The 23,244-nt window shown below is 70.9% G+C and carries 11 protein-coding genes; 6 read left to right on the top strand and 5 right to left on the bottom strand.

Annotated elements, in window-relative coordinates:
* Positions 1 to 340: 340 nt before the first annotated feature.
* The 5 genes from IEY93_RS32135 to IEY93_RS32115 all read right to left on the bottom strand — a co-directional run bounded on the left by IEY93_RS32135 (position 341) and on the right by IEY93_RS32115 (position 7,704).
* Entirely contained in the window at positions 341 to 1,549 is a 1,209-nt protein-coding gene (locus IEY93_RS32135) for an acyltransferase family protein (RefSeq protein WP_189166927.1), read from the bottom strand.
* A gap of 400 nt (positions 1,550 to 1,949) precedes the next feature.
* Entirely contained in the window at positions 1,950 to 2,774 is an 825-nt protein-coding gene (locus IEY93_RS32130; protein WP_189166926.1) for an alpha/beta fold hydrolase, read from the bottom strand.
* A gap of 438 nt (positions 2,775 to 3,212) precedes the next feature.
* Positions 3,213 to 4,001: an oxidoreductase gene (locus tag IEY93_RS32125; RefSeq protein WP_189166925.1), complete on the bottom strand. Its 789-nt coding sequence runs from the start codon at positions 3,999 to 4,001 to the stop codon at positions 3,213 to 3,215.
* 1 nt (position 4,002) lies between these two features.
* Positions 4,003 to 4,797 carry an alpha/beta hydrolase gene (locus tag IEY93_RS32120; RefSeq protein WP_189166924.1) on the bottom strand — a complete coding sequence of 265 codons (795 nt, stop codon included), beginning with the start codon at positions 4,795 to 4,797 and terminating at the stop codon, positions 4,003 to 4,005.
* Between the two features lie 90 nt (positions 4,798 to 4,887).
* The gene (locus IEY93_RS32115; RefSeq protein ID WP_189166923.1) at positions 4,888 to 7,704 is read right to left on the bottom strand and encodes a helix-turn-helix transcriptional regulator; all 2,817 of its coding nucleotides are present in this window, start codon (positions 7,702 to 7,704) and stop codon (positions 4,888 to 4,890) included.
* A gap of 136 nt (positions 7,705 to 7,840) precedes the next feature.
* Between IEY93_RS32115 and IEY93_RS32110 the strand changes: the two genes are divergently transcribed.
* The 6 genes from IEY93_RS32110 to IEY93_RS32085 form a co-directional block, all read left to right on the top strand.
* Positions 7,841 to 10,606, top strand: coding sequence for an ATP-binding protein (locus IEY93_RS32110; RefSeq protein ID WP_189166922.1), 2,766 nt, complete (start codon positions 7,841 to 7,843; stop codon positions 10,604 to 10,606).
* 521 nt (positions 10,607 to 11,127) lie between these two features.
* Positions 11,128 to 12,078: a ribosome-inactivating family protein gene (locus IEY93_RS32105; RefSeq protein ID WP_189166921.1), complete on the top strand. Its 951-nt coding sequence runs from the start codon at positions 11,128 to 11,130 to the stop codon at positions 12,076 to 12,078.
* A 33-nt stretch (positions 12,079 to 12,111) separates the two neighbouring features.
* Positions 12,112 to 16,113 carry a DUF6603 domain-containing protein gene (locus IEY93_RS32100; protein WP_189166920.1) on the top strand — a complete coding sequence of 1,334 codons (4,002 nt, stop codon included), beginning with the start codon at positions 12,112 to 12,114 and terminating at the stop codon, positions 16,111 to 16,113.
* Positions 16,110 to 18,470: a hypothetical protein gene (locus IEY93_RS32095; protein WP_189166919.1), complete on the top strand. Its 2,361-nt coding sequence runs from the start codon at positions 16,110 to 16,112 to the stop codon at positions 18,468 to 18,470. The genes IEY93_RS32100 and IEY93_RS32095 overlap by 4 nt, the downstream gene beginning before the upstream one ends.
* Positions 18,467 to 21,514, top strand: a complete 3,048-nt coding sequence (locus IEY93_RS32090) for a hypothetical protein (protein WP_203967905.1) — start codon at positions 18,467 to 18,469, stop codon at positions 21,512 to 21,514. Before IEY93_RS32095 ends, IEY93_RS32090 begins: the two co-directional genes overlap by 4 nt.
* A 774-nt stretch (positions 21,515 to 22,288) precedes the next feature.
* On the top strand, positions 22,289 to 23,244 hold a 956-nt coding region (locus IEY93_RS32085; protein WP_189166918.1), incomplete at its 3' end, for a hypothetical protein.

Genomic DNA, 23,244 nt, shown 5'->3' with positions numbered 1-23,244 from the left:
ATATCGAGTCATGGTGTAGTGACTCAGAGTCATTTGTGTCCGTCAACCTGGTCATATCAAATAATATTCCCAGGTCATGTGAGAGATCTCACGGCACGTTATCGGGCGTTCCTATTCAGATTTCTGCACTTTCCGGTTCTGCCGAGACGGCGGCCGATGGCCGTGCGGAGCCGAATTATCCCCTTCTCAGGCGGGGAATCAGTTGTTTGCGGGGCCGGCCGCCGTTTCCTTGTCGGAGTCGGCCAGGTCGATGGGCCGGGTGGCGGCGTTCGTGGCACCGACAGGTAAGGCGAGGACGGTGCCCGGCGGGAAAGGGCTCACCCGCACCCTGCGGCCGAGGTCACCGAGACGTGGTCGCGTCCGATGAGGTGAGACGCCTGGCGAGCCGTTGTGCGGGGGCTTCCACGAAACGCCAGGTCAGCGCGCAGAGCCCGAGCAGCAGTGCCACCACGCACGCCAGCGCCGCGAGGCGCAGGCTCAACGGCACGGTCAGCGGCTCCGGCCAGTACCACTCGACGCTTTCCAGCAATATCGGGTGCAGGAGATAGATCGAGTAGCTGACCAGCCCGAGCCATGCCAGGACGCGGGGCATGTGCTGGTGCCGCAGCGCCATCCCGGCGAGGAAGGTGAGCCAGGCGGCGGCCGTGGCGGTCTGGGTGCCGAGGTCATCTCGTGCCAGCCAGATCGCGGCCAGCGGCACCAGAGCCACCCATGCTGCTTGCTTCCAGGAGAGTTCGCCCTGTTCCGCTCGGTACAGCACCGTACCGGCGAACATGGTGGCGAGGATCAGCAACCCCTGCCATGGCCCGGGATAGCTCTGGTTGACCGCCAGGAGTGTGAGCACGGTCAGTCCGATGGCGATCGCCCCCGCGCGCCGCAGCGCGCCCGAACCCTTGATCGCCAGCGCCAGACCCGCCGCCGTCAGCACGGTCACCACCACGGTGACGGTGAACATCCGGCCGGGCCCGCCGACCGACAACAGGGCAACCGGCAGCGTTCCCGCGCCGAGCACGGCCGCCGCGGTGAGACCGAGGGAGACGGTGGTGCTCCTCCGGTTGACGTCGAAGGTGAACATCGCGGTCAGCAGCAGGTAGAAGGCCATCTCGTACGACAGCGTCCACAGGACATTGATCAGGTTGGGCATGTGCAGCAGGTTCTGCAGCATCGTCAGATGGCCCAGAGCCAGGGAGACCGTCCGGGACCGCCACCAGATGTGCGGATCGACCAGGCCGAAAAGGACCATGAGCGCCATGACCGCCGCGGCCACTGCGAACAGCGGGTACAGCCGGAAGAACCGGGAGATCCAGAACGCGCGCAGGCTGCCCCGCCGCTCCAGGGACGCCGGCACGATGTACCCGCTCACCAAGAAGAACACCATGACCCCGTACCAACCGGGTTCGAACACCGCTTTCACCGGTAATCGCGCTTCGGGCAGTAACGGCGCGAGGCTGTGCTCGAAGACCACCGTCAGCGCCGCGAATCCGCGTAAGGCGTCGAGCCACGCCAGACGTCTCCTGGTTCGCCGCGGTACTTCCTGAGCCGTAAGCATCTGACTCATGCTAGCGATCAGCGCCGGCTCATCTCATGGTGAGACCAATCTTGCACCGCCCGGGCCGTGGCTGACGAAAGACGGGATGGTCGCACCTGACGAGTATGGCGGACATCGTGTCGGGTGGTCATTCACCACGGTTCACCGCTTCGTTGATGAGCGTGACCGACTGCTTGACCGGGGAGTTGCCGCGCGAATGGCATCATATCGGACCACGAGCCGGCCGATGACCTGTCGATATGGGTTGATGGTTAGAAATCACCGGGAACACCGCTTGTATCCCCTATCGTCGAACTTCGAGACCGTCACGTCGCGAATATGGCGCTGACCGCCGCCCGTGGCGATATCGCGTTCACGGCCGATGGCCGCCACGGGCGGAAGTGATGGTGCCGGGGGTGGCTCAGCCGATGGACCTGGCCGCCGCGGTGACGGTCTCCACGACCGCGGCCGGCTGCGACAGCATGGACAGGTGCGAGGCGCTGACCTCGGTGATCCGGCTGTGTGCCCGCTTCGCCATGGTGCGCTGCAGAGCCGGCGGCAGGATGCCGTCCTTGGTGCCGACCAGGTACCAGCTCGGCAGCGTCTTCCAGGCGGGAGTCCCGGACGACTCCTGCAGAGCACTCAGCGTGATCGGACGCTGCGAGGCGGCCAGTTGCGCGGCGGTCCGTGCGGGCAGGTCGGCGGCGAAGACCTGCGGGAAGACCGCCTGCTTGACGTAGAGGTCGACGTCGCCCGCCGGAGCACCGGGGTAGGCGACGGTGTCGAACAGGGCGCTCGGGTCTCCTCCGCCCAGCAGGCTGAGGATCGACTCGCCCTTGTCGGGGACGAACGCGTTGATGTAGACCAGCGCCTTGACATCGGGGTCGGACGCCGCGGCGTTGCTGATGACCGCGCCGCCGTAGGAGTGGCCGACCAGGACGACCGGCCCGGTGGTCCGCTGAGCGACGAACGCCGCCACCGAGGCGGCGTCATCGCTCAGGCCGCGCAGCGGATCGGGGGCGGCGAGAACGGTGTATCCACGGCTCTGGAGCCGTTCGGTGACCTTGGACCAGCTGGAGGCGTCGGCCCAGGCGCCGTGGACGAGCACGATCGTCGGCTTTTTGCCGCCGGCGTGCTCGGCCGAGGAGGGGAGGGAGGCCGAGGCGGGGAGGGCGAAGGCGAGAAGGCCGAGCCCGGCGACCGCGGCGATGGCGGCGGCGCGTCGGCCGAGAATTCTGCTGAACATGGGATTCCGTTCCAAGCGAGGGCGTGCGGACCGGTGAGCTGGGAGTGACGCTCTTGGACGATCCGGTGGGAGGGGCCGGCGCCGGCCGCACGGCTCATGCCGGCCGCGTGCTTTCCGGACCTGCGCCGCGTCCGGTCTCCAGGACACCGCGGTACGGGCCGCCGTCGCATCCGGGAAACCCCCCATGCTCAGGTCACAGGAAGGTCTCCGAACGCGTTCTCCGAGCTGGAGCCGCGTGCGAGCACCGTGCGCATCGGCGGTACGGCCCTCGTTCCGGTGGCACCGCGGCGACTCCGCCCGGAGCACACCCCGGTGAGCCCGCGCACCCGGACGTCCTCGTCCCGGCATGACGTAAGTCGCCGAAGAACCCGGATGTCCCGCGCTCGCGGCACCTTCCCCCGGGCCGGGCCACGTTCGGGCCCGTCCCGGAGGGGGGAATCACAGGGTGCTGATCAGGCCTCCGTCGATGACGAAGTCCGCGCCGGTGACGTTTCCCGCTCTGCCGCCGGCCAGCAGGAGGACGAGGTCGGCGACCTCGTCCGGGCGGGTGAACCGGCCGGTGACGGACTCGGCGGCGGCCTGCTCGGCGACCGCGCCGGGTTCGCCGCCGCTGGTGCGGGCGATGGTCGCCGCCACCCCGTCGTCGCCGAGCCAGAGCGCGGTGGCGACGGGTCCCGGGCTGACGGTGTTGACCCGGACGCCGCGCGGGCCGACCTCCTTGGACAGCGACTTGCTGAAGCTGGCCAGCGCCGCCTTGGCGGCGCTGTAGTCGATGACCAGCGGGTCGGGCAGGGACGCGTTCACCGAGCTGACGGTGACGATCGAACCCGCGCCCCGGTCGAGCAGGAGCGGCAGCGCCGCGCGGGTGACGCGGACGGCGGCCAGGAAGTTGATCGTGAGAGTGGAGATCCAGTCGTCGTCGGTGACGGACAGGAAGCCGCCGGTGCGCGGCTGCACGGCGCCGACGTTGTTGACCAGGATGTCCAGGCCGCCGAAGGCGGAGGTGGCGGCCTCGACCAGTGCGGCGGGGCCGTCCGGGGCGGCCAGGTCCACCTCGACGGGGCGGACCAGGCCGTCGGTGGCGAGCTTGGCCAGCTCGGGGCCGGTGTGGCGGGCGGCGGCGGTCACGTGGACGCCCTCGGCGGCCAGGGCCTGTGTGATCGCCAGGCCGATGCCCTTGCTCGCGCCGGTGACGATCGCGGTCTTGCCGGACAGGTGCAGGTCCATGTCAGAGCGACTGGTTCTTCAGCCAGGCCAGGGCCGCCTCGGCGATCTCCTGCCAGCCGTTGTCGATGGTGAGCGAGTGCGCCCGGTCCGGGAACTCCATGATGTCGGTGACCGCCGAGGAGTGGCGGTACTGCTTCAGGGTGGCCCGGGTGACCGCCTCGGGGACGGTGTGGTCCTGGCCGCCGGTCATCAGCAGCAGCGGCCCGCGGCCCTGGTTGCTGGTGTTGACCTTGGCGGGGGAGTGCGGGTTGAAGTTCGCCGTGGCGGCCTCGAACAGCGGCTTGCCCGGCGCCGGGATCGCCCAGCGCTCGTAGAGCGCGTCGGACTCCTCGGCGGGGATGGCGTTGCCGAAGGCGTAGCGGAACTGCTCGGCGGTGAGCGACACGGCCCGGTGCGCGTTGGCCGGGTTCTTGAACACCGGGAGTGCCGAGCGCAGCGCCGTCAGCGGCACGGGCAGCACGCCCTTGATCTGGGCGGCGTCGATGGCGACGGCCGCGGCGGCCAGGTCCATGCCCAGCAGCTTCTGCGCGATCATGCCGCCGAAGGAGTGGCCGATCAGGATCGGCCTGACCGGAAGGCCGGCGATGATGGCGGCGTAGTGCTCGACCACGTCGTCGATCCCGTGGCCGGCCAGGCTCTCCGGATCGTTCCGGGTCTCCTCGACCGTGTCGTGGTCGCCGGGCCAGCCCGGTGCGATGGGCTCGTACCCCCGCTCGGTGAACAGCGTGAGCCAGGGGTCCCATGAGCTCGCGTGCAGCCACAGCCCATGGATGAAGATGACCGGGTTCGCAGGCATGACGCCTTCCTCCCTCAGTAAGGATGTTGACGTGATGGGACCCCGGCGCGCGGTGCCCCCGCATCGGGGGAACCCCCCAGTCCTGGTGCCTCAGCTACCGGACGGCTCCTCGCGCTCCTGACCGGTCAACTGGGACAACTGCCGCCGGGAGGTGAGACGGAGCTTCCTGAAGACCTTGGTGAGGTGGTACTCCACGGTCGAGGAGGTGATGTAGAGCCTCGTCGCGATCTCCGCGTTCGTCGCGCCGCCCGCGGCCAGCGCCGCGATCTGCGCCTCCTGCGGAGTGAGGATCCCGCTCGAAGGGGTGGTCCCGGGGCCGGCATGCTCACCGGTCGCGGCCAGTTCGAGGCGGGCCCGGTCGGCGAACAGCCCGGCCCCCATCGAGGTGAACAGAGTGTACGCGGTCCGTAGCTCCGAGCGGGCCTCGGAGCGGCGCCGGTGCCGGCGCAGCCACTCACCGTAGAGCAGGTGCGTCCTGGCCAGCTCGGTGACCATCTGGGTGCGTCCCAGCAGGTCGAGCGCCTCGCGGTACAGCGGATCGGGGTCGCCTGCCGCCAGGAGCGCTCGCGAGCGGGCCAGCAGTCCCATGGCCCATGGTGTCGCGCAGGCGGGGGCCCGTTCGGCCAGCCGGGCGAGCGCGTCCCCGGCGGCGTCGGGCTCGCCCGCCCGTGCCGCCGCCTCGACCATGTCGGCCAGAGCGCGGTTGCCGTGGCCGAGGGGATCGTCGTCGAACAGCGGGCGTGCCCGGTCGAAGGCCTGGCGGTAGTTGCCCAGGCTCAGCTCCAGAACCGTCATGGACAGGGCGGCGTGGTCGGCCAGGAGGGCGACGCCGTGTTCCGTGGCGGTGCCTTCGGTCAGCGTGGCGGCGGTCTCACGTGCCCGCGCCTCCGCGCCCTGCCAGGCCAGCAACTCGATCTGCGAGGTCAGCCCCTTCGCCGGTCCGAGCATCGTGTCAAGGACGGCGATCTCCGCGTGGTGCGCGCGTGCCGCGTGGAACCGGCCGGCCCACAGCTCGCTGTTGGCGAGGCAGACAAGAGTGATCTTGAGTGCGGCGAGCGCCCCGTTCTCGCGGTCGAACGCCGCGAGCCGGGTCAGCAGAGCGTGCCGGGCCTGCTCGTCCCACAGGTCCTCGGCCGCGAGGCTGCCGAGGACGGCCAGCGGCAGGCTCTCCTCGGTGAGCGGCTCGGCCGTGCGCAGCGCGTCCAGTGCCGCGCGCATCATCGGTACGGCGGCCGGGTAGCCGAGGGCGACGCGGGTGGCCGCGGCGCGTACGAGCAGGTCGGTGCCCGAGGCGGGGTGCTCGGTGGGAACGGCGAGCGCGGCCCGAGCCACGGTCTCCAGCGTGGTGCCGACCGTGTGCCGGCGGGCGATCACCGCGGACTCCAGCGCCTCCCGCAGCATCAGCCGGGTCAGATCACCGTCCGGCTCACCGAGTGCGGCGACGGCGTCCAGCAGGATCGCCGGCACCCGCGAAGGCCGTTCCCGATGCATCTCGATGGCGGCGCGCAGCCGCTGCCCCCGCGCCCGCAGTACCGGCGAGAGGTGTCCCGCGGTGGCACGGTCGAGCAGCCGCCGCGCCGCCGCGGCGTCACCGGCGGTCAGGTAGGCGTGCGCGGCGGCGAGCAGTCTGCCGCAGCGGGCGGCGGGATCGGGGCTCAGCTCGGCGGCGCGGGCCAGGAAGGTGGCCTGGGCGGTGTACCCGCCCCGTGCCCTGGCCCGGTCGGCGGACGTCTCCAGGTCCCTGGCCACGTTCTCGTCGGTGCCCGCGGTGGCCGCCGCCAGATGCCAGGCCCGGGTGTCGGGGTCGTGCTCGGGGTCGCAGGCCGCCGCGAGCGCCTGATGGGCCCGGCGGCGATCGGCCGGGTGCGCCGCCCCGTACACCGCCGACCGGGTGAGCGGATGACGGAAGGCGACACTGCCCCCCAGCATGTCGCTGAGCTGCAGGATGCCCTCGGTGACCGCGGGGTCGGCGTCCACCGGTGACAGGCCGAGCGACGAGGCCGCCCGCCACAGCAGCGCCTGGTCCTCGGGCGGGCTGACGGAGGCGACCAGCAGCAGCGTCTGCGTGGCCAGGGGCAGCGCCCGGATCCGGGTGAGCAGGTACGTCTCCAGATGGGGGCCGAGCGGCAGAGGAGACGGCAGCGGCGCGTGCCCGGCGAGTTGCCCGGCCGACAGACCGGCGGCCAGCGTGATCAGGGCGAGCGGATTGCCGTTCGTCTCGGTGGCGAGCCGCCTGGCCACATCGTCGTCGAGCGGGCCGCGGGCGACGGTGGACAGCAGCCGGTGGGCCGCCGCACGGGGCAGGCCGTTCACCGGCCGCACCGGCAGGCCTTCGATGACGGTGGTGTCCGAGACGGGCGCGCGCAGGGCCATGATCATGCCGACGCCCTCGACCCGCAGCCGCCGGGCCACGAAGGCCAGGGCCTGCGCCGACTCGCGATCCAGCCACTGCGCGTCGTCGATGAGGCAGAGGAGCGGTCGCTCGGCCGCGACCTCGGCCAGCAGGCCGAGAGCCGCCAGACCGACCAGGAAGGCGTTCACCGGAGGGCCGGAGATCAGGCCGAACGCCGCCCACAGCGCGTTGCGCTGGGGTTCCGGGATGTGCTCCAGCCGGTCGAGGAACGGGCCGAGCAGGCGATGCAGCGCCGCGAAGCCGAGCGGTGATTCGGACTCCACGCCCGAGATCCTGGCGACGCGCAGGTCCGCGGACAGGGTGGCGGCGAGGTCCAGGAGCCGTGACTTGCCGACGCCGATCTCGCCGACCAGGACGAGTCTGTCGCTCACGCCATCGCGGATCCGCTGCGTGAACAGCTCCAGCGCCCGGTGTTCCTCGTCTCGGCCCAGCAACAGCGCCGCACCCGCGGCCACCTGGAACGGATACCAGGGGTCCTCGTCGCTCGCGGACATACGGCGCCCTCTTCGATTCGGATACAACGGGTGCCGATATCCGGCCGTGAAGTGGCACCGCCAAGCCGACGGCCGGCACGGCCCGCCGAGGAGGTCATAGCGGCATTCAGTGCTGGATAGGGCACCATTGTCTACCATGTCGTTCGGCGAAGCTACGACGCCTCTCATCGGCCGAGACGCGGAGATCCGCGCGCTGGCGGGCATGGTCGACCGCATCCACGACGGGGGCGGCGGCCTGATGGTGCGGGGCGAGGCCGGCATCGGCAAGTCCGCCCTCCTCGCGGCCGCGGCCGCGCTCGCCGCCGAGCGTGGGCTCAGAGTCCTCACCGCGGTCGGCGTGCAGTCGGAGACGCTGCTGCCGTACGCGGGTCTGCACCAGCTCCTGCACCCGATCCAGGCCCACGACGACCGGTTGCCGGCCCCGCAGCGGGAAGCCCTGCGGGCGGCGTTCGGGATGACGGACGCCGCCGTTCCCGATCTGTACCTGGTCGCGCTGGCGACGCTGAACCTCCTGGTCGAGGCCGCCACCCGCGCCCCCACGCTGCTCGTCGTCGACGACGCGCACTGGCTCGACCAGGCCAGCGCCCAGGTGCTCGCGTTCGTGGCGCGGCGCATCGAGTCGGCGCCGGTGCTGCTGCTCGCCGGGATCCGCGACGGCTTCCCTTCCGTCCTGTCCGACGCCGGGTTGCCCGGCATGCCGCTGGAGGGCCTGCCGGAGGCGGCCGCCGGGAGCCTGCTGGACGCGGCCGGCCTCGAACTCGCGCCGAAGACGCGGCAGCGGGTGCTGCGCGAGGCGGCCGGCAACCCCCTGGCGCTGATGGAACTCCCACGTGCCTGGGACGGGCTGGACGGGGACGCCCTGCTGCGTACGTCCTGGCTGCCGCTGACCGTGCGCCTGGAGAAGACCTTCGGCTCTCAGGTGGCGGAGCTTCCCCCCGCCACGCGCACGCTGCTGCTCGTCGCCGCGGTCAACGACGGCAGCGTACTCGCCGAGACGCTGGCCGCGGCGGCCCGCCTGAGCCGCGACGCCGCGGAGCAGGACCTCGCCCCGGCCGTCGCCGCCAGGCTGATCGCGACGGGCCAGGGGCGCGTCGTGTTCCGGCATCCCCTCATGCGCTCGGCCATCTACCAGGCGGCGAGCCTGGCGCAGCGCCACGCGGCGCATGCCGCGATCGCCGACACGCTGGCCGAGCTCTCCGGCGGAGCCCCGGGAGACCTGGCCGATCGAGAGATCTGGCACCGGGCCGCGGCCAGCCCCAGGCCGGACGACACGGTGGCGGCGGCCCTGGACGCCATGGCCGACCGGGCCCGGCAGCGAGGAGTGGCGGCGGCGGCCGTCAGCGCACTCGAACAGGCGGCCCGGCTCAGCCACGACCAGCACGAACGCGCGGAAAGGCTGCTGCGGGCCGCGGACGCCTCCGTCGAACTGGGCAACCACGATGTGGTCGCCCGCCTGCTGCGCCAGACCGAACCGCTGAACCTGTCACCCCAGCAGCGCACGCGCGTGCTCTGGATCAGAGGCGCCTTCGACGACGGGACGGGCGACCACGCGGTCGGGCCCCTGGCCCTGGCCGAGCTCGCCGAAACGGTGGCCGCCGAAGGAGACCACGAACGGGCGCTGCGCATCCTGTGGAGCGCGGCGCTGCGCTGCTTCTGGGTCGAGCCGGGACCGCAGGCGCGCGAGCGCGTCGTCGCGGTGGCCGAGGCCCTGCCCATCGACCGCCGGCACCCGCAACTGCTGGCGGTCCTGGCCTACGCGGCGCCGATCGAGCGCGGCGGCGTGGTCATCGACGGGCTGCGCGAGGTGACGTCCCAGCCGGTCGTCGACCCGCAGGCGGCCCGGCTGCTCGGCACGGCGGCCGTCCTGGTGGGAGCCCTGGACCTCGCCGAGCGGCTTTCTGCGGCCGCGCTGACCGGCCTGCGCTCCCACGGGCGGCTGCAGCTGCTGGCCCGGGCACTGAGCGCCCAGGCGTGGAGCGCGGTCTTCCTGGTCGACCTGGACGTGGCGATCCCGGCGGTGCACGAGGCGGCACTGCTGGCCGCGGAGACCGGCCAGCCGCTCATGTACGGCACGGCCGTGTCCACCAAGGCGCTGCTGGCCGCCCTGCGCGGCGAGCGGGACGACGCCCTCGCCCTGGCGACGGAGGCCGAGAGGCTGAGCCTGACCGCGAGCGTACGTCCGGTCCTCGCGACCGTGCAGGTGGCGCGCGCGATGGTGGCGCTGGCCGATGGAAGGTTCGCCGAAGCCCACGATCGGCTGGCCCGCATGCACGACCCGTCCGATCCGAGCCACCACATCGCGCTGCGCTGCTACTTCCTGGGCCTGCTCGCCGACGCGGCCGCGCACAGCGGGAACGTCGCGGAGGGGCGGGTCATCCTGGCGGAGATGGAGGAGGTGGCGCGCAGGACACCGTCCCCCGCCCTGTGGGCCGGGCTGCTCCTGGCCAGGGCGCTGCTGGCCGAGGAGTCGCGGGCGCCCGCGCTCTTCGAGGAGGCGCTCGCGTCCGACGCCGTGCGCTGGCCGTTCGCCCGTGCGCATACGCAACTCGCCTACGGTGAATGGCTGCGGCGTCGCCGGCGCGTCGCGCAGGCCAAGCCGCTGCTGCGGTCCGCGCGGGAGACCTTCGACGCGCTGGGTGCCCTCCCCTGGAGCGAGCGGGCCCGGCGGGAGCTTCGCGCGTCGGGAGAGAGGAGCGAGCAGCGGCCGGTCGAGGTCCGGGACCGGCTCACCGCGCAGGAACTGCAGATCGTGCAGATGGTCGCGGAGGGCATGACGAACCGGGAGATCGGCGAACGGCTGTACGTGTCGCACCGCACCATCGGCGCCCACCTGTACCGGATCTTCCCCAAGCTCGGGATCACGTCCCGGGCCGAGCTGGGCGCCATCCTGCAGAACCAGTGACGCTCGGTGACACAGTCACCTGACCGAAGCGCGGCCCGCCGCGCCGCCGGTAGGTTCACCCCGGACGGGATACCAGGTTCCCCGGCGGTGGCCGGCCGTGCGGGCACCGCCGGACGTCCTCGCGCGATGCGTCGTGGCCGGCGCCGGCCAAGCCGGGTGCGTCGGCGATGAAACAGAATGTTCTGTCCGTATGAAGTGCTTGAACGCCCGCGACGACGATCGCATGGCCTTCGCCGGCATCCGCCTGCGGCACCGGATTCGACGTCGAAACCGATGTTTCGCCGGCGACCCCGTTGCGCCGTGCGATGCCTTCGCCCCTGCCACGTGACACGGCTGCACCGGCACCACAGGGTGCGGATCGCCAAACAGAAGCCGTTCTGCCGGAGTCTGCTGGTCTTGACTTCGCCCTTGACATGTGTCTCATAAAAAGGCCGGCTTGCCCGTATTGCAAGCGAGGATGATGTGGGAGACCATACGACTGTCAACGGATCGATCTTGGTGTCGGCGGGAGGGGTTGACGAGTGGTCCTTGACGTTGCCGATGTCCTCACCGGAACCCACTCACTAAATTTCGACCACATGAGTACGTGCAGCGCCAAGGATTTTCTCGACATGGTGAAATTCCTGCGGGAGAGATATGCCATGTACCAGGCGCAGCCCAGAGATCCGGATCGGCTCTTCTGTTGCGTCGACATAGAGCTGCCGCCCGGTCCCGGCGGATCGGTGCCACCGCCCGGCAGGTCGATACGGCTGTACTTCCAGAAGGAGAGTCTCTATCTCACGGGGTGGTCGGTCGATGGCATGCCTGAATGCGTGCGGGTCGTCGACGCCGACGGCACCGAGCTGCCCGTGCCCTCCGGATTGGACCATCTCGACGACGGCGGTGCCATCAAGGCCGCATACAACTCGGAACTGGATCTGAAGCAGTTGGGCCGGAAAGGCATGGAGAATGCGCTGGGGAATCTCCACACCTACCTGACGGAGCTCCGCCTTTACCGCAGGAGGGCGCCGGGTCAGGGTCCGGTGGAACCCTGCTCGAGTTCGGCGAAGATGGCCTTCGATGTGATCATCAGGCTGACCGCGGAGATGGCTCGGTTCGAACCGTACTGCGATGCCTTCGCGAAGCACTGGTACGGCGGCGACTGGGATCAGTACATCGTCAACCCCGCGATGGCGGAAAGAATAGAAGAGGGGCGCTACTGGAAGGGGGATGCGGTCATCGCCGGTCTTCCGCCCTTCGGCATCGTCATTCTCAAGTGGGCCAAGATCTCCGCGAAGGCGAGCGACGACCCGGAATTGAATCAGGCCAAGCTGGACTACCTCGATTGGGATAAGTCTGTGAACAGGCAGGTGTTGCGCCCCATATCCCATGAGGATGCCAAGGCGATCTTGGGTGACGGGGTGAGGCACCGTTCGGCCCTCTCCTCGAAGGCCCCCTCCTCATCGGGCACCGGCTCGAAAAGCAGGCGATGAGTCGTGGACGAGCGGGAATCCAGCGGAGACGGCGTGGATCTCGATGCGCTGCGCGCGCACATTCTCGGCCTGGGTGACCTGCCGGTGCTGAGCGCCGCGGACGCCGCGCTGCCCGAGCGATTACGCGACCTGCTCGGCACATTCCCGGACGGGACGTGTACCGGTGCGGCCGGGTCCGGGCGGCCGCAGGTGGACGCGGGGCGTACGACGCTGACGCTCTCCCTGACGTGCGCGTCCTTCGCCTGGCCCACCGGTGCGACCGCGACTGTCGCGGCGACGGGTGTGACGCTGGCCGTGACGGACAAGGGAGCGGCCACTCTCGTGCTCTCTGGAACCTTCGACAGGGTCCAGGTGACCTCGACGGTGACCGGGGCCGGTCCTACCCGGTTGACCGCCGCGGTGCGGCCGGCCCGGCCGGGCGCCTTCGCCGCCGCGCTGGAGGATCTGGGCAGGCGTTTCGGTGGGGATGCCGTGTGGCGGAGCGCGCAGGAGGGGTTGCGCGACTTCGGGTTCGACCTCGGGGACGTCGCCGGCTTCGACTACCGCCTGACCAGGGGGCGCGAAGCCGCCTACACGGTGACCTCCGTGGCGGTGGTGGCCGACCTCGACATCAAGAAGTTGCCTCTCGAAGTCGCCGTGTGGCTGCCCGATCTGCGCGTCACCGGCCGGATGCGTGGCGACAAGCCGATCGGTGCCGGGTCGCTGCTGGAGTCGTTCGGCATCCCCGCCGGTGAGCTGCCCGCCGAACTGTCCATCGGCGACCTGTCGTTCGCCGCCACGCTCGGCGACGCCTACATCGTCCGGATGCGGGTCACCGGCCTGTGGTCGATCGGTCCTGTCGCGATCACCTCCCTGTCGCTGGACCTGTCCTACAACAGCGTCGAGAAGTTCGTGGCCCACATCTCGGGCACCGTGGCGATCGGCTCGTCCCTCGGACTCGAGGTCTCCGCCGCCAAGGGTTTCGGCGCCGAAGGAGGATGGATCTTCCAGGGCGGCCTCGCGGCCGGTGCGGAGCTCGGCGTGGCAGAGGTGGCCGGGGCGCTCGGCCTGACGAATGTGCCCGGGCCGGTCAAGAGCCTGGAGCTGACAACCGTCTGGTTCTCCCACACCACGGGTGCCGGGGCCGGCGTCTACGACGTCACGTGCCGTGGGGACATGATGATCGCGGAGGGGGTCCGGGCCTCGCTCGATGTGACGATCAACCGGGACGCCTCGGGGACGCGGTACGCCGGAACGCTGGACGTCGACGGTTTCGCGTTCGACGTCGTCTTCGACGAGGACGGGTCCGGCATCGACGTGGTCGCCGCCACCTTCCGCGGCTCCGACGCGGGCACCGAGATCGTACTGCGTGACTGGGTGGCGCACTTGTCCCCCGACCTGGCGGCCGAGGTTCCGGACAGTCTGCGGATCGGGCTGAAGGACGCCAAGTTCGTCCGGGTGAAGCCGGTGGACGGCCCGGCCCGGTTCTTGATCGGTATCGACCTGTCGGCGGACATCGACCTTTCCCGGCTTCCCCTGGTAGGCGGGTTCCTGTCGGTGGTGGGGACCTTGAGCGTGCAGAACCTGCAGGTCCTCTACAGCTCCGGCGACATCGCCCCGCAGGCGGTCAGCGTGGTCAACGGCCTGCTGAGCGGGTTGGTGCCGCTGCCGACGGCCGGGTTGAAGGCGGGCGTGGCGGCCCTGGCGGAGCTGCGGATCGGGAGCGAGACCACATCGGTCGCCTTGGGGGTGCCGTCCGCGAACGCCCCGGCCTCCCGAGGAGGCGGGCAGACCGGCACCCCTGCGGTGCCGGACACGGGAACCCCCGGCCCGCAGAACGCGCCCGACCCGTCCGGCGTGCCGAGCGCACCCGCCTCCAACGTCCACTGGATCTCGGTGCAGAAGAAGCTCGGCATCGTCCAGATCAACCGGGTGGGCGTGATGTACCAGCACAATGTGCTGCTCTTCGCGCTGGACGCCGCGGTCGCGGTGGGACCGCTGTCCCTGTCGTTCGACGGGCTGGCGGTGGGATCGCCGCTGAACAGGTTCGAGCCGACCTTCAACCTCTCCGGACTCGGCATCGGCTACAGCGCCGCTCCGGTGGTGATCGCCGGTGCACTGCTGCACCTGCCCGAGGACCAGCTCGCCCCGGATGTGGCGTTCCAGTACGACGGCGCGGCGACGATCGCCCTGCCGAACTTCTCACTGGGGGCTGTCGGCTCCTATGCGCAGTTGACGGACGGCGAGCCTTCGCTGTTCGTGTTCGCCCAGCTTGAGGGGCCGCTGCTGGAGCTGCCGCCGATCCTGGTCACCGGGCTGATGGCCGGGTTCGGCTTCAACCGGGAGCTGGCTCTGCCCTCCGCCGAGGAGGTGTCGGGTTTCCCGCTGCTGGTCTTGAACAAGCAGGGGCCGGGCTCGGACCAGGGCAGGCCTTCGCAGGTGCTGGAGGTCCTGGAGGGGCGTGAGCCGGCCGTCGCCGGTGGCCGGCCGCGGCAGTGGATCGCCCCGCGGCAGGGCTCGTACTGGCTGGCCTTGGGGGTGGAGTTCAGCGCGGCCGAGGTGGTGAACGCCAAGGTGCTCCTGGCCGTGGAGTTCGGCCAGGAGTTGACGCTGGCCGTGCTCGGGCTCGCCACTCTTCAGCTGCCGCTGCCCGCCGAGTCTGCCCGCACCTACGTCTATGCGGAGCTCGGCGTGGAAGCCGTCATCCGGCCCGCCCACGGCAGCGTCGAGGTGGCCAGGCAGCTGTCGCCGGCCTCGTATGTGCTGACGCCCGACTGCCACCTGACCGGGGGGTTCGCCGCCGTGGTGTGGTTCGGGTCGAACCCGAACGCTGGGCAGTTCGTGGTCAGTTTGGGCGGCTATCATCCGGCCTTCCAGCCGCCCGCCTCCTATCCGAGGGTGCCGCGGCTGGGCATCGACTGGGCGGTCAGCAGCAGCGTCTCGATCAAGGCGCAGACGTATCTGGCGGTGACGCCGTCGTGCGCGATGGCAGGCGGACGGCTCGATGTGGTCTTCCACGCGGGCCCCTTGCGGGCGTGGTTCACGGCCCAGGCGGACCTGCTGCTGTCGTGGCGGCCGTTCCACTTCGCCGCGAGCGTCTCGGTGAGCATCGGCGTCTCGCTCCAGGTCGACGTCTGGTTCGTCCACAAAACCCTTACGGCCTCGGTCGGCGCCATCTTGGAGTTGTGGGGGCCACCCACCGGCGGCCATGTCTCCGCGCACATCCTGGGCTTCACCGTGACGGTCGATTTCGGGCCCGGACCTGCTGAATCCGGCAGCAAGACGTTGCAATGGCCGGAGTTCGCCGGCATGCTGCCCGGACCGGCGGACATGGTCACCATCGCCCCGGTCAGCGGGCTGGACAAGACCATGGACGGCACCGACGGCAAGGTGTGGCTGGTCCGCGCCCGCGACCTGCGGTTCTTCACCCAGGCCGCGATTCCCGCCAGCCATCTGCGGACCGGCGCGGACCCGCTCGCCTCGCCCGGGTCCGCGGACGGCCCTCTGGTCGACGTGCGCCCGATGAAACGCGGCGGCCTGGTCGGCGAGCACCGCCTGAAGCTGTACTTCCAAAATCAGCTCGCGCCCACCGACGGCTGGATGCTGACGCCTCGCACCCGGAACCTGCCGGCGTCGCTGTGGGGGACCCCGCTCACCCTGATCGAGGAAGCCTCCGCCAGGCCCAGCGCCGACATGGTGCCCGACCGGCCGGTCGGCTTCGACGTCCAGGCCCCGCGACCGTCGCTGGCCCCCTCGCGCGGGGTCTTCCCGCTCAGCGAGTACACCGAGGACGAGCTGCCACCAGGCCTGTCGCCGCTGCCCCTGCACCCGGCCGCCAATCACGACTTCGTCTCCGCCGAGGATCCGTCGTGTGCGGACCTCATCGGCCGTACCGACCGGGGGGAGGCCAAGGACGGCCGCGACCAGGTGTACGCGGCCCTGGCCGACGCCGAACTGTACACCGGTCCCAACGACACCCTGACCGGCCTGGCGCAGGGCGCCGGTCACCTGTTCAGCCAGGCCCCCATGACCCAGAACGCAGGGAGCCGGACGTGAGCCCGAGCCCACAGCACCCCGCCCGCGACACCGTCCCTTTCGGCGACATCGAGCTGCACGACGACTACCTGCCCGCCCTGCCCGCGGGGGACTACCGCGTCGAGGTCACCCACGCCCTGCGCACCGGCCGGAACGACGACGCCTCCATCATCGGCGACACCTTCACCGCCACCCAGAGCTTCACCGTCCGCGGCCCGCAGGTCGCGATCGACACGGGGGCGGTGGTCGCCATGCAGCCGCCGGACGCCTCCAGCGGCCGGTTCGCCGAGGTGCTGCCGCACGTGGTGCTCGGCGACCCCATGCTGCCGTGGGAACGCGCGCTGGAAGGCGCCCCGGCCGGCACCCCGTGGCTGGCGCTGCTGGTGCTGACCGACGACCAGTTCGTCGGCGGCACGGACGCCCCGACCCGTACGATCTCCGGCACGGTCGGGGACCTCCTGGCCGCCGATGCCGCCGTGCTCAAACCCGAGCTGAGGGTGGAAGCCGACCTCGGCGACGCCGACCCCTGCACCTACATCCAGGTTCTGGCCGAGGAGTTCCACGCGGTGACGCCCCGCCTGGACGAACTGCGGTTGCTCGCGCACTGCCGCGCGGCCAACACCGGAGACCGGCCCATCCTCGGCCTGGAGGAGGACGGGCTGTTCGCCGTCGTCATCGCGAACCGTCTGCCGGCCGATGCCCCGCCCGCCTCCGCCACCCCGACCAAGAACATCGTGCACCTGGTCTCCCTGGAAGGCCACGAGAAGATCCTCGTGGACGATCCGGATTTCCGGGGCCGCACGTCGGTGGCGCTGCTGTCGCTGGCCGGCTGGTCGTTCTGGGCCTACCCCGATCTCCAGACCGGCTTCGCCGATCTGGCCGAAGGGCTCACCCGCACCCCGGACGGAGCCCAGGCCGGCCGCCAACAGATGTGGCTGCGGCTGGCCTCCCCCTACCCCGACACCGACGCCACCCCGGCCCCCCGGCGGCACGTGGCGCGGCGACTCAACGACGGCTATGTGCCGCTGCCGTACCTGACCCGCTCGGGTGAGTCCACCTACGGCTGGTACCGGGGCCCGCTCACCCCCGTCATGCCCGTGGCCACCGCCCGGGCGGCCCAGGCCACCACCGCCGACGCGCTCCTCGGCTACGACCCCGTCTGGGGCGGCTTCGACGTGTCGCTGGCCACCGCGTTCGAGACCGGCCGGGCGCTCGCCCTGGCCGACGGCGCCTTCGGCCGGCACCTGCTGGCGTTCAAACACACCGCTTGGCACCTGGTCGACACCCTCTACCACCAGGCCACCAGCAACCACCTGCCGCCACACGACGGCGGGCCGCGGGGGCCGAGGACGGCGCGGGCCGCGTTCGGCGCACTCCTGAACGGCCACCTGCTCACCACCCTCGGCACCCCGCCGGGCAGGCCCGACACCCCGTGGTCACCGCCCGCGCCGGCCGCGCCGCCGACTGATGTGAGCCAGGCGCTGGAGGACTTCCTACGGTCGGACGCCACCCGGGCCACCCTCGCCGGCGCGCCGGCCGACGGCGACGGACTCGCCGAACACTTCGCCCCCATCGCGCAGTGGCTCGGGCGGCTCATGCTGCTCTACCCCGTGCCGTTCACGCACTTGGTGCCCGGCGAAGGGATGCTGCCGCAGGAATCATTGCGCTTCTTCCACGTCGACCCCAGCTGGCTGGACGCGCTGATCTCCGGCGCGTTGAGCATCGGCGCCCAGTCCAGCCGAGACACCCTCCAGGACCAGATCGTGGCCGCCACCGTCCGGGCGGCGGCGGCCCGGGTAGCGTCGGCACACCGGGACACGCTGCGCGGCGCCACATCCGACGACGCCACCGCGGGGGACGGCTTGGGAAGCGCCACCCGGCCGGTCTCCGGCCTGCTGCTGCGCTCGGCGCTGGTCTCCGGCTGGCCGAACCTGGCCGTCCGCGCCGCCGGCCCAAGCGGCGCGCCGCTGCCGGTGCTGCGCATGGACCGCCTGGCGCCCTCGGTGCTGCTGTGCCTGTTCGACGGCCTGCCCGCGACGGTCGAACTGCGCGAACCCCAAGAGGGCTTCCGCTTCGGCGTCGAGGACCACGGCCTGATACCGCTGCGGAACATGCTGCCACCGCGCCCGCCTGCGAACCTGCGACTCGGCGAGCAGATCGGCACCGACGTCACCTTCGGCGTCCTGGACCACCTGAGAACCGGCACCGGCAACGCGCGAGTCCTGAACATCGGCTCGCTCATCCCCGCACTGCAGGCCGCCCTGGACGCCGCACACGGCACCACCGTCGGTCACGTCGGCCCTGCCGACCTGGCCATGCAGATGGTCAAGGTACCCGAAGCCATCCGTTTCACCGGCCCGAACGGAGACCGCGGTTGACCACCCTCCCCACACTCGTCGTGCCCGTCGGCCTGGACGCACTCGTGGTCAACACCGCCCTGCAAGGCAGGGACGGCTTTCGAACCTGGCAGCACAACTACCAGGCGCTGGACGACTACATGAGCCCCGAGCCGGACGAGGGCGACCGGCAGAGCAACGACCAGGCCCACAACCACACCGGCGTACACCTGCACTGGACGCTGCCCCGGGGGCTTCGCCACGGCGTCCAGGACCCGCAGACCGGGCGGGTCCGCTATCCGCTGCTGCCCAACCGGTGGCTGGTGGTCCGGTTCAGCGGCACCACCACCCGCCGCGCCAAGGCCTGGGTGATCGAAAGCGACTGCCCCTACAGCACCACCGCCTACGAAGACGGCCACTCCTACGACAGGTCCAGCCCGTACCTGGTCTCCCCGGACACACTGCGCGCCTGGCAGACCAGCCCCGATCCGTACCGCAACACCATGACGCCCGACGTCCCCCAGATCCTCATGGGGCTCGCTTTCCCGCTCAGCGACGCCACGCCCTGGACGGAACGAGCCGGCGGCGACCCGCTGTTCGTGACCGCCATGGACACCGGTGACCCGTACTTCACCACCTACACTCCGCATAACAGCAACGTCTTCTCCTTCCTCGACGACCTGTCCGACGTCCACTCCGCCGACACGCTCGGCTACCAGGTCATCGGCTGGTACTCCAACCCCGACGCCGACGTCCTCGCCACCATCCGGGCGGGCACCTCCTACGCCGACCACCTCGCCCACCTCGGCTGGCAGGACCCCCGCCTCGACCAGGACGGCGCGGTCACCCCCGCCACCCGCAGCCTGTACTGCGGCACCGCCCTGACCATCCCCTGGAACCCGAACGCCACCTCCGCACCCGCCCCCGACCCCCTTGATGCCATCCAGGACAGCGGCGCGCTCAACCTCGCCATCGGCAACACCACCGAAGACGCCTTCACCGCACTCGCCGGCCGCACTCTGCACGCCGCCGGCGCCTCCCTCTCCGCCGCCGACCTGCAACTGCTGCGCACCTTCCTGCACAACGTCCTGGACATCGCCGACGAAAAAGGCGGCGACGCGCGGGTATACCGGCACATCCACGACGCCGCGTTCGGCGCCTCGGCCGGAGGCCACCACTGGACCGTGATACCGCCCCCTGCCGACACGACCGCCGACGACACCACCGCTGAGGAAACAGCCGATCCGGCATCAACGCCCGCCCTGTTCACCCCGCCGCCCTGGCTTGCCACCCTCAACGACGACCAGCACCGGCTTGACGAGCAGGTGGGCGAGCTGTACACGCTGCAGTGGCGGCTGAACGCCCTGTGGTTGAAGAGCGGCCTGGCCGACGCGCTGTCCCCGCGTCCCGGCGACGCGCCCGATCCGGACCGGATACGGCAGGAACTGGACCCCGACCAGGAGGGCTCGCTCGCCCACACGGTGCGCGCGGTGACCGCCCAGGTGCGGGATTCGGCCGCGAAGGTCCCCCAGCCCGATGACACCCTTTCCTACGCGGGCGCCCACGACGCGCTCCTCGCCGGGATCAACGCCTTCGCCGAAGCCCGAGGGCTCGTCGAAGGCGCCACGCTCAAGGCCGTCCCGCGCCACCCGTACTGGCAGGCCAATGACCCGGTGGTCAGCCTGTCGGGCGTCCTGCCGCCGGCCGACGCCACCGTCCCCGATGAGCCGCTGCCCGTGCGGCCGCTCACCGACGACGGCCCCGCGTTCCTGGTCGGCGCCGTCACGGTCACCGGCACGACGATCACCGCAACGCCGGGCCAGGGGCCGATGCCCGCCGTTCCAGGCCTGGACGCGCTCCCGCAGGAGATCCCCGCTCTGCTCGCGGAGTACTTCCTGCTGGATCCGGGCAACGCGCCCGCACTGGCCGCCGCCACCGGCCTACCGGCCGGCGAGATCAGCGCCGTCATCGCCGCGCACCGTCCCGCCGACTACACCGGCACCCTGCCCGCCCTGGGCCTGCAGGCCTGGACCCAGCCCTGGCAACCACTGATCATGGAATGGAAGGTCGCCTACCGCCACATCCCCTACACGGTTGGCACCCGGCGCTGCTGGACCTTCGACGGCACCGACTACCGCTTCACCGGCGCGGCCGGCATCGAAGCGGACCGGGTCACCGTCACCGGCATCTCGGGCCTCGGCCCGCATCCCCGCTCGCTGTTCGCCGCCCGGCTGAAAGAGTTCATCACCCACCACGGCACCGACGACCAGCGAGACCGACTCGACGCATGGCTGACCGCGATCGGTGACTGGGCCTTCCTCGCCCAGGAACTCACCGGCTTCAACCAGCGGCTGGCCGCCCGCGACCTGCGCGCCTTCCGCCGCCCCACCACCGACGACGCCGACCACCCGCACATCGCCGGCCTGGCCGGCTACCCCGACGCCGCCACCGACGACGGCCTGCCCGCCCGCTACCGCGGCCACGTCACCAGCGCCCCGTACCTGCCCGGAGGCGCCAACGCCCCCTTCCACGAGATGCGGCAAGGACAGATCCACATCGAAGAGCTCTTCCTCTACGACAAGTTCGGCCGCGTCCTCGACGTCGTCAGCCCCGACACCGAAACCGGCGGACTACACGACTACCGCAACTTCCCCCTCGTCATCGACACCCCACTGGCGGCCGAGACGTCCCTCACCCCCACGATCGCCTCCGTCGCCCAGCTACCGCCCCGCCCCCTCCAGCCCGCCCGGCTCGACTTCGACCTCCTCGACGCCCAGACCGGCAGCCGCATCGTGCGCACCGCGGCCGACCCCAACCCCATCGGCGGCTGGATCCTGCCCAACCACCTTGACCACAGCCTGCTGCTCTACGACCCGGCAGGCCGCCTGCTCGGCACCTACCGCCTGCTCACCGGCCTCCACGGCGAGCGCACCGGCCAATGGGAGCCACCACCGGACGGCACCCTCACCACCCTGGACCAGGTCGCGGCGCTCGCCCCCCTGGTCGCGGGGCTGATCCGCTCTCCCCGCCTCGCCTCGGAAGCCAACTTCACCGCCTTCCTCGACGCCATCGACGCCACCCTGTGAACCACCGAACCGGTCGGCCAGCGCGCCGACCGGAACCTGTCCGTCCTCATCGGACGCCCCCTGGCCCTGGTCCCCGCACAACTGCGGCTGACCCTGCAAGGACCACCCCTGCCCGATCCCCGCTGGGCCGCCACCCTTGACCCGCCACCGGCCGCCTTCACCGCCTACCGGTTCGCGGTCCGCCTCGGCGACCAAGCCGCCCATGACGACGGCCTGATCGGCTACTTCACCGCCGACGACGCAGCCGGATACCGCTACGACACCTTCCACAGCGTCACCGAGCCCGACGACCTGCAGAACCACGTCACGCAGATCGGCCCGCTCGGCCCCGCCGCCACCCCGCAGGACGCCGACTACCTCCACCTGACCTTCGCCGACCCCGCCCCCACCCGGCTGCTGCTGCTCCTGGACCCGCGCGCCGCCGTTCACGCCACCACGGGGATCACCCCCACCGCCGCCATCACGGTCCCTCTCCAGCACGTCGATGACGCGCTGCGGCATCTGCAGGTCGTCTTCCGCTTCGGTCCCGTCCTGACCACCGAACACGCCCAGAGCATCGCCTTCCCCCGGCCGGGCGAGAGACACGGCGCCTGGTCCTGGCTGCGTCCCGCACCGGGACAGGCGCCCTGGATGCCGTACGAGCTGGCCTCGGCACTGCCGGACGCCCAGTTCCCCGACAGCCCTGCCACCCTCCAAGACGGCCTGCTCCGCCTGCTCACCGAACCAGAGCAGTAGCCGACATCCGATCCCTCAACCGCAAGGAGCATTCCCACCATGTCCGAAGCTCCACTGCTGCACTACAGCACCAGCACCGCACCCCTCCAGGCGGGCAGCCCGGACAAACCCACCGCCAACACCATCGACATCACCGTCTCCAGCCCGGCCGGCCAGAAGATCTACTGCAAGAAGCTCGAAATCGCCGTCCCGATCAGCGCGCCCGAGGACGGAGGCGCGTACTTCACCGAGAACCCACAGTCCTCGATCACCGGCAAATGGGGCACCAAGTCCGCCCGGATGAAGATAGGGCGGGAACTCGGCCTCGAACCGGACACGAACTACTACCACGTCATCTTCCAAGCCCCGCCCATACCCGGCTTCGACCTCATCGACAAACCGCTGACCATCAGCATCACCGGCGACGTCGCCGCCACCCCCGGCAGCACGCTCACCTGCCCGACCACCGAAACCTCCGGCACGACCAGTGGCAAATACACCCCCAAGACACCTCAGGACCTGACCTGGGGCACTGCGAAACCCGCCTTCTACCTGCACAACTTCCTGGCCGGCGCCCCAGATCGGCCGACCGTCCCCAGGACCAGGTTCAACGCCGGCGACGAGGTCCACCTCACCTGGGAGAGCAACGGCGACTCCTTCCACCTGTACGACGGCGACGGCACGGTTCTCCACGAATGCCGCGAGACCTCCTGGACCGTCCCGGCGGGCAAGATCTTCAGCGACACCACCTTCACCCTCAGGGCGTCCGTCACCGGCGGCTTCGAGACGAGCTACCGGTACGCCACCATCACCATCACCATCAACGACCCGACCCTCAGCGAGCTCACCGTCAAGGGACCGCTCGGCGTCAACGGGAAGCTGACGGCGCACGACGACCTCTCCGTCTCGAACAGCCTCACCTCCGGACGTCTTGTCGCCAACGGCGACACCAGACTCAACGGAAGCCTTCAGGTATACGGGGAAGCCACGCTGGACCGCGCCGTCACCGTCGGCGG

This window comes from Sphaerisporangium melleum (assembly GCF_014646695.1).
GTDB lineage: Bacteria > Actinomycetota > Actinomycetes > Streptosporangiales > Streptosporangiaceae > Sphaerisporangium > Sphaerisporangium melleum.
This window is presented reverse-complemented; position numbering and strand designations above follow the sequence as displayed.